Source organism: Marinobacter alkalisoli, assembly GCF_045449855.1.
GTDB lineage: Bacteria > Pseudomonadota > Gammaproteobacteria > Pseudomonadales > Oleiphilaceae > Marinobacter.
On the sequence record NZ_JBJJLC010000041.1, the window covers coordinates 1 to 11,292 of the forward strand.

General features: G+C 58.5%; 12 protein-coding genes. 7 read left to right on the forward strand and 5 right to left on the reverse strand.

Annotated features, from left to right (window positions below; genetic code table 11):
• Nucleotides 1–82 precede the first annotated feature (82 nt).
• From ACJO5Y_RS15575 to ACJO5Y_RS15590, 4 genes are all read left to right on the forward strand, one after another.
• Nucleotides 83–901, forward strand: coding sequence for an SDR family oxidoreductase (locus ACJO5Y_RS15575; RefSeq protein ID WP_406988478.1), 819 nt, complete (start codon nt 83–85; stop codon nt 899–901).
• Between the two features lie 80 nt (nt 902–981).
• Nucleotides 982–2,046, forward strand: coding sequence for a phosphotransferase family protein (locus ACJO5Y_RS15580; RefSeq protein ID WP_406988480.1), 1,065 nt, complete (start codon nt 982–984; stop codon nt 2,044–2,046).
• On the forward strand, nt 2,046–2,735 hold the full coding sequence (locus ACJO5Y_RS15585; protein ID WP_406988481.1) for a histidine phosphatase family protein: 690 nt from the start codon (nt 2,046–2,048) through the stop codon (nt 2,733–2,735). The genes ACJO5Y_RS15580 and ACJO5Y_RS15585 overlap by 1 nt, the downstream gene beginning before the upstream one ends.
• Nucleotides 2,736–2,752: 17 nt before the next feature.
• A complete protein-coding gene (locus tag ACJO5Y_RS15590; RefSeq protein ID WP_406988482.1) occupies nt 2,753–3,520 on the forward strand; it encodes an SDR family oxidoreductase in 768 nt (255 codons plus the stop codon).
• Nucleotides 3,521–3,589: 69 nt separating this feature from the next.
• Here ACJO5Y_RS15590 and yfiB read toward each other — a convergent pair whose 3' ends face one another.
• The 3 genes from yfiB to dacB form a co-directional block, all read right to left on the reverse strand.
• The gene (gene yfiB, locus ACJO5Y_RS15595; RefSeq protein WP_406988484.1) at nt 3,590–4,402 is read right to left on the reverse strand and encodes an outer membrane lipoprotein YfiB; all 813 of its coding nucleotides are present in this window, start codon (nt 4,400–4,402) and stop codon (nt 3,590–3,592) included.
• 27 nt (nt 4,403–4,429) lie between these two features.
• Nucleotides 4,430–4,804, reverse strand: a complete 375-nt coding sequence (locus ACJO5Y_RS15600; protein ID WP_406988486.1) for a DUF4398 domain-containing protein — start codon at nt 4,802–4,804, stop codon at nt 4,430–4,432.
• Nucleotides 4,805–5,009: 205 nt separating this feature from the next.
• Nucleotides 5,010–6,596, reverse strand: coding sequence for a D-alanyl-D-alanine carboxypeptidase/D-alanyl-D-alanine endopeptidase (dacB, locus tag ACJO5Y_RS15605; RefSeq protein ID WP_406988488.1), 1,587 nt, complete (start codon nt 6,594–6,596; stop codon nt 5,010–5,012).
• 263 nt (nt 6,597–6,859) lie between these two features.
• Here dacB and ACJO5Y_RS15610 point away from each other — a divergent pair, with 263 nt between their 5' ends.
• Entirely contained in the window at nt 6,860–7,630 is a 771-nt protein-coding gene (locus ACJO5Y_RS15610; RefSeq protein WP_406988490.1) for a glutathione S-transferase N-terminal domain-containing protein, read from the forward strand.
• A 68-nt stretch (nt 7,631–7,698) separates the two neighbouring features.
• On the forward strand, nt 7,699–8,634 hold the full coding sequence (locus ACJO5Y_RS15615) for an aldo/keto reductase (RefSeq protein ID WP_406988491.1): 936 nt from the start codon (nt 7,699–7,701) through the stop codon (nt 8,632–8,634).
• Nucleotides 8,635–8,643: 9 nt separating this feature from the next.
• Here the strand turns inward: ACJO5Y_RS15615 and dkgB are convergent, their stop codons facing one another.
• The gene (gene dkgB, locus ACJO5Y_RS15620) at nt 8,644–9,453 is read right to left on the reverse strand and encodes a 2,5-didehydrogluconate reductase DkgB (RefSeq protein WP_406988493.1); all 810 of its coding nucleotides are present in this window, start codon (nt 9,451–9,453) and stop codon (nt 8,644–8,646) included.
• Between the two features lie 135 nt (nt 9,454–9,588).
• Between dkgB and ACJO5Y_RS15625 the strand changes: the two genes are divergently transcribed.
• Nucleotides 9,589–10,002, forward strand: a complete 414-nt coding sequence (locus ACJO5Y_RS15625) for a GFA family protein (protein WP_406988495.1) — start codon at nt 9,589–9,591, stop codon at nt 10,000–10,002.
• A gap of 13 nt (nt 10,003–10,015) precedes the next feature.
• Here ACJO5Y_RS15625 and ACJO5Y_RS15630 read toward each other — a convergent pair whose 3' ends face one another.
• Nucleotides 10,016–11,104 carry a PQQ-dependent sugar dehydrogenase gene (locus tag ACJO5Y_RS15630; RefSeq protein ID WP_406988712.1) on the reverse strand — a complete coding sequence of 363 codons (1,089 nt, stop codon included), beginning with the start codon at nt 11,102–11,104 and terminating at the stop codon, nt 10,016–10,018.
• Nucleotides 11,105–11,292: the final 188 nt, after the last annotated feature.

Here is an 11,292-nt window from a genome sequence, read left to right on the forward strand (position 1 = left end):
GGATGTATTCACAGCGTGTTTCAGAAGTGGCTCTCGCAGCTGACTCTTGCACGGATTCAGATAAAAAAGACGGGGAACACAGATGACACAGCGAGTATTTATCACAGGCGGGGCCAGCGGCCTGGGCCGGGCAATTGCACTGCGTTTTGCCAAAGAAGGCGCCAAGGTCTGTATCGGCGATATCAACCCGGAGCAGGGCGTTGACGTTGAGCAAGAGATCAACGCGGCCGGTGGCGAAGGTTACTTCGTGGAGTGTGATGTCCGCAGGCTGACCGACTTTGAGAAGGTCCGGGACGATCTGGTCAAGAAATGGGGCGGAGTGGATGTGGTGGTGAACAACGCCGGCGTTGCCTCCGCAGGGTCTATTGAAGACACCACCATGGCGGACTGGGAGTGGATACTGGATATTAACGTACTGGGCGTTGTTCGTGGCTGTAAGGCGTTTACGCCGCAGTTCAAAGAGCAGGGCTCCGGTGCGTTTGTGAATGTGGCCTCCATGGCCGGGCTTATGCTGGCGCCGCTGATGGACAGCTACAATGTCACCAAGGCCGGGGTTATCGCCCTGTCCGAGACCCTGAGTCAGGAGCTGCGGGATTCCGGAATCCATGTGAGTTGCGTGTGCCCGGCGTTTTTCCAGACCAACCTGACCGCCAGCATGCGTTCGGACCTTCCTGGTATCCAGCAGAATGTGAACAAGCTGATGAAGCGCTCCAGTATCACTGCGGACGATGTGGCCGAGGATATCTTCCGTTCCGTCAAAGACAAGAGCTTCTGGGTGTTGCCCCACGCCAGGGAGCGTCGCATGTGGATGCTCAAGCGCCACGCGCCGTGGGCTTTTGACTGGTTGATGCATCAGGAAAGTAAGCGCTGGATGAACAAGATGGGTGGTAGCAAGGCGTAAGCGCTGTTGTTGATCCCTGTACAGATGAATTGCTTGTATTGAATAACAGCAAGTTTGAATAACCGATAGGAGAGCCCTGAATGACCCAGATCGACCAGGCTGTAGACATCCGCGAAGGCGAAGAGTTGGACGTCAGCGCCGTTGACCGCTTTATGAAACAGGCCATTCCGGATCTGCAAGGTGATCCCGACATCCGCCAGTACCCTGGTGGCGCCTCCAACCTGACCTATCAGGTGGATTATGGCGATCGCTCCTACGTATTGCGCCGCCCGCCGTTCGGCAAGATCGCCAAATCCGCCCACGACATGTTGCGGGAGGCGAAGGTGATGGATGCACTGAAACCGGTGTATCCCTACGTGCCGAACATCGTGGCCATCTGTGACAATCATGATGTCCTGGGTTGTGACTTCTATGTGATGGAACGTCTGAAGGGCATTATCCTGCGTGAGGATTTTCCGAAGGACTTTGAGCTGAGCGAAACCGATACCCGCAAGCTTTGCCTCAATGTGATCGACAAGCTGGTCGACCTGCACCGGGTCGATGCCCAAGCGGCAGGCCTGGACAAGCTGGGTAAGGGCGCCGGTTATGTGCAACGTCAGATCGGTGGTTGGAGCGATCGTTTCCGCAAGGCCCGCACCGACGATGTGGGTGATTTTGAAGCCGTGATGAGCTGGCTGAATGACAAGATGCCCGAGGACATCGCCCAGGTTGTGATCCACAACGATTTCCGCTTCGACAACGTGGTGCTGAACCCGGATAACCCGTTTGAAGTCATCGGCGTGCTGGATTGGGAAATGGCCACCATTGGTGATCCGCTGATGGATCTGGGCAACAGCCTGGCGTACTGGATCGAGGCGGACGACGATGGCCCGTTCCAGATGCTGCGCCGGCAGCCGACCCACCGGCCGGGCATGCTGACCCGTAAGGAAGTGGTGGAGTACTACATGGACAAGTCCGGTTTCAAAGTCGATAACTTCGATTTTTACGAGATCTACGGGCTGTTCCGTCTTGCGGTGATTGTTCAACAGATCTATTACCGCTTCTACCACGGCCAGACCAAAGACAAACGTTTTGCTGCCTTTGGTCACGCGGCCAATTACCTTGAGAAGCGTTGTCAGCGGCTGATTGAGGCGAGTGAACTGTAATGGCGACGATCTATCTGATCCGCCACGGACAGGCCAGTTTTGGCAAGGACAACTACGATCAGCTCTCGCCCCGTGGCTGGGAGCAGGGCCGGGTACTCGGCCGCTGGCTGTCGGGCAAGGTTCGTCCCGATGCCGTGTTTGGCGGCAATATGGAGCGCCACCGGGAAACCGTGGAAGCCATTGCCAGCGGTTATGGCGACGCCCTGCCGGACATGCAGGCGGTGGGTGGCCTGAACGAGTTTGATCATATGCAGGTGGTTGAACGGCTGCGTCCGGAATGGGCCGACCGGCAGCGGATGGCCACGGATCTTGCAGCTTTTCCCAAGCCCGCTCGTGCCTTTCAGCAGGTGTTCGAGGAAGCCATGGCCCGCTGGGTCAGTGGTGACCACGATGACGAGTATAGCGAAAGCTGGGAGGCCTTCTGTACCCGTGTCATCAAGGCGCTGAACGAATTGATCGAATACGCCGATGGTAGCGATACCCTGGTGTCTACCTCCGGCGGACCCATTGCCGTGATTGCTCAACACCTGTTGCACCTGAGCGACCACAAGGCGCTGGAGATGAACAGCGTGATCGCCAATACCAGCGTTTCGCGCATCCTCTATTCCGGCGCCCGCCGCAGCCTGGCGGTTTTCAACAATTACAGTCATCTGGAAGCGGAAGACCCCGCCCTGGTGACCTTCCGATAACGATTTGAGGTGAATGCATGAGTAAAGAGCTGTTTGACCTGACAGGCAAAGTGGCCCTGGTGACCGGCGCGAGCCGTGGTATTGGCGAAAGCATCGCCCGCACGCTGGCGGACTACGGGGCCCACGTGATCTGCAGCAGCCGCAAGATCGAAGGCTGCGAAGCCGTGGCCAGCAGTATTCGTGATGCCGGCGGCAGCGCGGAAGCGTACGCGTGCCACATTGGCGAGATGGACCAGATTGAGGATATCTGGGCGCATATCGGGAAAGAGCACGGCAGGCTGGACATCCTGGTCAACAATGCCGCCGCAAACCCGTACTTCGGCCCGGTGGAGGACACCGACCTGGGCGCTTACCATAAAACCGTGGATGTGAATATTCGCGGGTATTTCTTCATGAGTGCCCGTGGCGCGCAACTGATGAAGAAAAATGGCGGTGGCTCGATCGTCAATGTGGCGTCCGTCAACGGCGTAAACCCCGGCCACTTCCAGGGTATCTATTCGGTGACCAAAGCCGCCGTGATCTCCATGACCAAGTCCTTTGCCATGGAGCTGGGCCAGCAGAAGATCCGCGTCAACGCTCTGTTGCCAGGGCTGACGGACACCAAGTTCGCCAGTGCCCTGACCACCAACGACGCCATCAAGAAGCAGGCCATGGCCCATATCCCGATGAAGCGGGTGGCTGATCCGAGCGAGATGGCGGGTACCGTGCTGTACCTGGCTTCAGATGCTTCCAGTTACACCACTGGCGCCTGCATCAATGCCGACGGTGGCTACCTGACTGTCTGAACGTGATAAGCCGACGGCAGAAAAGGAAAGGCCAGCTACGTACTGTTGGTAGCTGGCCGGATCCTGCCATCACTCCCGTCGTTTGATGTTACCTGTTTCATCAGAAATCACGATTTCCACGCGACGGTTCTGTTGCCGGCCTGCTGCACTGTCGTTGCTGGCAACCGGGTACTCCTCGCCATAGCCGCGGGTCTCGATCCGGCTCCGGCTGATCCCCATGTCCGTCAGAGCATTGCGCACGGCCTCGGCCCGACGCTCCGAAAGCCCCTGGTTGTACGAGGCCTCCCCGGTGCTGTCGGTGTAGCCTTCCACGCGAACACGGCGTTCTTCGTACTCCGACATGAAGTCTGCGAGGCGGGAAATGGTCTGTTCCCCGGCCGGTTTGAGATCGGCACGGTTGAGGTCAAACAGCACATCGCCCAGTGTCAGCACCATGCCGCGATCCGTCTGCTCGGCTTCCATTTCCGCCATCCGGGCACGCAGCAGTTCGGCTTCACGTCGGGCCTCGTCTGTCGCGGCGGAACTCATCCGCAGTTCCAGCTCCTTACGGCGTTCCTCGGCGGAATTGATTTCGCTCTGCAGTTGAGCCCGCTTACCCTGTTCACCGGCAATTTGCGCATGCCGATTGGCGAGGTAAGCCGCGTGTTCAATTTCGACGATTTCAGCGCCGTCGTCCAGCAGAGATTCGGCACGGGCCAGATGGTCACGGGCTTCCCTTAATTGCTGGTCCCCGCTACGGGCGACGTTGGGGTCGTTGCGGATTTCCTCGTAGGCAGCGCGTGCCTCGTTGACCTTTTGATTGTCCGGGGGCGTACCGGCGCACCCGGCCATGAAGACCGACAAGCCCACAGCCATGCCCAGAGTCAAGTTGCGTGTGTTCATAACTATCTCCTTACTCAGCTGAGGCCTTTACTGGCGTTGTTCGATTCGCTCACGAAGAGATTCGATACTGCGGTTAATCTCCTCAACGGCTTGTTCCGCTTTGGCCGTGTCCGATCTGGCACCGGCCAGCTGCGCATCGACGGATGCCTTTTCCAGCAGGCGTTCGGCTTCAATGTACTTTTCCTGTTCAATGAGCTCTTCTGCGTCGGCAACCCTGTTCTGAGCCTGATTAAGCAGGACGGGTTCGAAATCCCGGGCGTCCGATGACACGGCTTGCTGAATTGAGGATTCGGCGGTCTGAAGCTCCCCATCCGGTCGTTCGCCGGAACTGGCACAACCACCCATCACCAACGCGATGCCGATGATGCCCGTAGCGGTTAACATCGAAGTATGCTTGTTCATGCACTATCTCCTTCCAGTGTAGGACGGGGAAAGGTACCCCACCCGAACGATCGACACTCCCGGGTACAGCCTTGATCCGGAGTCGCACATGGACGCTCTTATCCAGAGTGTCTGTTGGTGCTACGGATAAGATTAGCAGTCAGTTCTGTTGTCGACATGAAAGGTTGGCAAGAAAATGTGAGAAAAGGTGGGAACTGGCGGCCCTTTAGCGGATTTCAGGGCCACCTTCTGCCTTGGACAGGGTGGTTCCTACCGGAGGCTGGTGGTGCAGGGAATAGAGAATGCGGTCAAGCACGGCCTGGCCATTCCAGGCCGGATCGGTGTTCACCATGCCGACCACAGCCCAGGTTGTGTTGCTTTCATCGCGGGTGAAACCGGCAATGGAACGGACATTTTCCAGGTAGCCGGTTTTAATCCGGCCCAGGCCATCCATGCCGACATTCCGCAGGCGCCTGGCCATGGTTCCGTCCATCGCGATCAGGGGCATGGACGCCATCAGGTCTGCGGAAAACGGACTGTTCCAGGCGTGTTGAAGGATCTGGGCGCCCTGACGGGCAGTAATCCGGCCATGGCGCGTCAGCCCCGCGCCGTTATCGATTACCATGCCGGCAGTGGACACCCCTTTGTTTTCCAGCCATTCATAAATTGCGCGAATCCCGGCGACCCGGTCATCGTCTTCGCCTTCGACGCGGCTTTCCGCTCCAATCGTCAACAACAACTGGCGAGCCATCACGTTACTGCTCCACTTGTTGATATCCCGCACCATGGTGACCAGGTCCGGTGACGTGGTTTTGAGCATCAGGCGGGCATCGTCAGGGGTGGTCCCGGTGAGGTTATCGCCGGCCAGGGTGATTCCCATCTCCGATAACAGGGAGCGGATCAGCGATGCGGTGTACTGTTCGTGAGGCAGCAGTGACAGGTAAGCGGTGGTGCGACAGCCCTGGGGCAGCTCACCGGTTACCCGGACTGTCACCCGCTGGTCTGTGTGGAACACCGGCTCCCATGTAAAGCCGCGGCGGGAAGGGCAGGGGCCTTCAGCGGTTGCGGTTACCCGGTTATCTATCACCACTTCACTCAGGGCCGGGGCGCTCCAGGCCTGGGTGCCACGCTCGTCGGCACGAACCTGGAAGTGGATCAGGTTCAGGTTAGTCAGTACTGCGGACGGCTTCACCAGGAAGGGAGCGTAAGGGTTGTTACCGTTGTCGTCGAATGTCGGCAGCCCGCCTGCAATTTCGAAGTAATCGCCATCCAGGACCAGATCGCCATTGATCGTTGTGACGCCCATGCCGCGCAGTTCCCGCAGGGTGCTCCAGAGCCGCTCCAGGGTCAGCTTGGGGTCGCCTCCGAACCTGACGTAGAAGTTGCCGTCCAGGGTGTTGCCGGTGAGCTGACCATCCGTCAGGAAATCGGTATCCCAGTGGTGGGTGGGGCCGAGTATTTCCAGGGCTGCGTAAGTGGTGACCAGTTTCATGATTGAACCGGGGCTCATCAGCGCATCGGCATTGATGTACTGGTCAATGCCCGGTCCATTGAGAGGGATGGCTGCCATGCTCAGGGCATTGTCATTACTCAGCGACTCAACGGCGTAATCCCTGACCTGATTGCTCCAGGTTCTGGTTTCAGACCCGGTCGCCACATCCTGCGCAAGAACAACCGGGCTGCAAGCCAGGGCAAGGGCGGCAGCGCCGGCGACAAACGTTGTCGGCGCGCGCAGACCAGGGCGGCGATCAGGCGACGTATGCTGGCAACGGGAAATAGATTGTCTTGAGCGAAGTATCGCTGACGTGAGCATGGCCGGACCCATCCGTGTGTTATTGGATAACAATAGCCCAATTTTGCGGATCATACTATGTGGAAAACCTATACATGACGTTAAAAAATGCCAGTAGAGTCGTTGTTTATATTGCACTTTTGTGAAGCCTTGTAAGGTCCCTTTGGAATCAGGTAGTTAAGGTGCGCGGTATGAACACGACACCGGGTTCCGCGAGCCAATGGAAATTTGTTTGCTTGAGTGATAATGACGGCCAACCTTATTTCGTCAGGGAGGCATCAACCATGTCCAATTTGTTCGTCCATAACGTCAACGTGCTGGGTTCGGTCGCCACTTCATCATTGGCGGCATGGCGTGGTTGCCTGGTCGTGAAGCAAGGGAAGCAACCGGAGAAACCGCTTGTACTCTATGACATCGAGGCCTGCCCCTACTGCCGCCGGGTGCGGGAGGCGCTGACTGCGCTGAATCTGGACGCTGAGATTCGTCCATGCCCGAAAGGGGGAAGGCGGTTCCGGCCGGAAGCCGAGGCTGTCGGCGGCAAGCAGCAGTTTCCTCTGCTGGTGGACGAGAATTCCGACACGGTGATGTATGAGTCCGAGGCCATCGTGGCCTACCTGTTCCGTGAGTACGGTAACCGATCGGTACCTGGCTTCTATCGGAGCAAAACCTACCAACCGGCTCTCGGTTCGTTGGCATCCGCCGCCAGTGCCCTGCGGGGGCTGAGAGCTACACCCGCGAAAGCGCCGCAGCAACCGTTGCACCTCTGGAGCTTTGAGGGCAGCCCGTTTTCCCGCCTGGTTCGGGAAAAACTGTGTGAGCTGGAGGTTCCGTACACCATTCATAATCTGGGCAAGGAGCACTGGACCGAGATTGGTCCGGCAAAGCAGCGCATCAAGCCAGGGCCCTATACGCCGATGCCGGGTGGCAAGCGGGACGCGTTCTTTCAGGTTCACAAGCGCGTGCAGGTGCCGTATCTGGAGGATCCCAATACCGGCGAGGGGCTCTTTGAGTCGTCCCGTATTCTGAAGTATCTGGATGCCACCTACGCAGGCTGAACCTTCTCCCGGGCTGCCTGTCACGGAGTATGTGTGTAATTCGCGGTCCCAGGTCTCAAGGGGGCGTAATGGCAAAAGGGTTATCACGACGGCAGTTCCTTTACGGTGCGGGTGCGTCGATCCTGGCGCTCCGAGCGCCACAATTGTTTGCGGATGCCCCGGCTGGAGCGGCTGAGTCTCCTGTGACACGCGCCATCCCCTCCTCGGGAGAGCGTATTCCCGCCATCGGTATGGGCACCTGGCAGACCTTCGACGTGGCCGGGGATCAGGACGCGATGGCTCAACGGCTAGCCGTGTTGAAGACGTTTTTCGACCGGGGGGGAGCGCTGGTGGATTCCTCCCCGATGTACGGTTCGTCCGACGAAGTGATGGGCTATGCGCTTGAGCAGTTGAAGGCCCGGGACAGGGTGTTTGCCGCCACCAAGATCTGGACACGCGACCAGTCCGCTACACGACAACAGGCGGAGGTATCCAGGGAAAAGTGGCGTATAGAGGGTTTTGACCTGCTTCAGATTCATAACCTTGTGGGCTGGCAGGGCCACCTGAAGACGCTCAGGGAGATGAAGGAGAACGGAGAGGTTCGCTACATCGGCATTACAACATCTCATGGGCGACAGCACGGGGAGGTGGCAAGAATCATGGAGTCCGAACCATTGGACTTCGTCCAACTGACCTACAACCTGGTGGACCGGGAGGCGGAGCAGCGGTTGCTGCCCCTGGCCATAGAACGGGGCATCGGTGTGATTGTGAACCGGCCTTTCCGGGGCGGTTCACTGTTCAGGCGCTATGGCGGCGAAGCTATGCCGGAGTGGGCGACAGAAGCGGGTTGTCGGAACTGGGCGGAATTTTTCCTGAAGTTCATCGTGGCTCACCCCGCCGTCACCTGTGTGGTTCAGGCCACAACCAAAGTCAGCCATATGGAGCAGAATACCGGCGCGATGTACGGCCGTCTGCCCGATGCGGCCCAGCGTAGGCGCATGGCGGAGTTCACCGCAGCCGGCTAACCTCACCGTTCAGTCCCAGTTCGGAGCGAACCCGGGATTGGCGATGCGTTCGTTCCTGTCCAGTTGATCGATGGCGGCGATCTCCTCCTCACTGAGCCTGATCTTCAAGGCATCCAGGTTGGCCTTCTGGTGCCTGGACCGGGTGGAGGACGGGATGGCCGCCACACCTTTCGAGGCTATCCAGGCAATGGCAATCTGCGCCGGAGAAGCGTTGTGCTCGGCGCCGATGCGGATCAGGGTGTCATCCTCCATGACCTTGCCCACCGCCAGTGGCATATAGCCTGTTACCGGGATTCCAAGCTCCCGGGCGTGCTCTATGACCTTGCGATTACTGAGGAACGGGTGAACCTCTACCTGATTGGTAAAGATCGGGCTATCCCCCAGTATGTCTTTCGCCTGATCCATTTGGGCGCAGGTAAAGTTGGAAATGCCGATGTGGTCGGCCAGTCCCTCCCTCCGGGCATCCCGCAACGCGCCCAGGTACTCGGACATAGGTACTTCGTCTCCCGGGGAGGGCCAATGAATCAATGCCAGATCCACGTGATCCGTCTTCAACCGCGCCAGGCTGTCGTGGAGGCTGTTGATCAGGTCACTGGCGTGGAGCTTGTCGTACCAGATCTTGGTGGTCAGGAAAATTTCGCGGCGGGGAATGCCGCTGGAAACAATGCCATCGCCCACTTCCGCCTCGTTTTCGTACATCTGGGCGGTGTCGATATGGCGGTAGCCAAGGGATAAGGCGCTCTTGACCGCGTCTCTGGCGTCATTGCCTTTCAGGCGAAAAGTACCCATACCGATCTTTGGAAGTGCACTGAATGACATGGTGTCCTCCTTTGCGAATTCTGTGTCTTTAATGTGGTGTCCGCGTACTGGTTCTTCAAGTGGCCCGCAGGTATCATGGCGGCCCTGTAACCCAATCAGCTATCACAGCAGCAGCGCGGAGCAAAAGGGCAAATCATGCTGACCGGCCAGTGTCTATGCGGCGACATCACCTTTGAATACGAAGGTCCCCTGGGGCCGGTTGCCCTGTGCCATTGCAGCCAGTGCCGCCGTGCCCACGGCAGTGCTTTTTCCGCCAGTGCGCCGGTGCAGAAAGTTCGCTTTCGTTTCGTCAGTGGCGAAGACCAGGTCCGGGAGTACGAATCACGTCCCGGCAAATATCGCGCATTCTGCGGCCGTTGTGGCAGTCACCTGTACAGCCGTGTGGACGCCATACCCGGCATCTTGCGGTTACGTGTCGGCGTTATCAACGAACCGCTTGGCAAGGGACCGGCGCAACACGTCTTCGTGGGCTCCAAATCCGACTGGTTCGAAATTACCGACGACATTCCCCAGTTCGAGAAGACCGAAAGAACCAACGATCCCCATTGATAACCGCAAGCGGTTACCGGGCCGGCACCACCCGGTAGACCTTGCCATTGGATGAGTCGGTCAGCAGCCACAGCGCGCCATCCGGCCCCATACGCACATCGCGGATACGTTCACCGAGAGTCTCCAGAAGGTCTTCCTCTTCTGTCACTTCCTCGTCCTCAATGCTCAGACGAACCAGTTTCTGCATCTTGAGAGCGCCCACAAACAGGTCACCCTTCCACTCCGGAAACTGGTCCCCGGTGTAGAACGCCATGCCGGACGGGGCAATGGACGGATCCCAGTAGTGCAGGGGATCGGTAATGCCCTCCATGGTGGTTTTGCCAGAGATGGTTGCACCAGAATAGTCGATTCCGTAGGTCACCCTGGGCCAGCCAAAATTGTGGCCGGCGCGGATGATATTGATCTCATCGCCGCCCCGGGGGCCGTGCTCGTGGCTCCAGATTTCACCGGTGTCCGGGTGAATGGTCATGCCCTGGATGTTGCGGTTGCCGTAGGTAAAGAAGGTATCGTTGACGGCGGAATCGCCCAGGAACGGATTGCCGGGAGCAGGGTCGCCGGTGGTGGTGATGCGGTGGACGCCGCCGGCGTCGTCATCGGTATTCTGCGCGCGATCCATCTCGCCCCGATCGCCCACGGCCACGTACAGGTTGCCGTCAGCATCAAATGCCATGCGACCGGCGAAGTGCCGGGCGGTGTCTCCCCGCGGCATGGCTTCGAAGATAACCTCCACATCCTCAAGCTGGTCCCCGTTCAGGGTTGCCCTGGCAACGCGGGTGGTCATGCCCTCCCGGCTTATTTTGTGGGCGTAGCTGAGGAAGAGGGTGCGGTTTTGTTCAAAGTCGGGGTGGAGGATGATATCCAGCAGGCCGCCCTGGCCGGACACCACCAGCTCGGGCAAGCCGTCGATGGGGGTATCTTGCAACTTTCCATCGCGGATGCGCCGCAGCTGACCGTTGCGCTCGGTCACCAGTTGCGAGCCGTCCGGCAGGAAGGCAAGGCTCCAGGGGTGCGCCAGGCCAGTGGCGATGGTCTCCAGCCTGAAGTTTGCCTTGTTCGAAGTAAATGTGTCGCCAAGGGCGGCATAGGGAAAGCATCCCAACATACCCACGCCCAGTGTCAATGTTGCTGCCGACCTGAATAATTCGACCATGATGACTGTCCTCTGTGCGTTACCGGGGGGCATTCTTCAGGGTAGCACTCTCAAGCTCAGGTGCGAGTTGTAAAAACGAGCCCAGTCTATTCAGAATTAATTATTGTTTGATGTTTAAAATAATAATGATTCGCATTAGT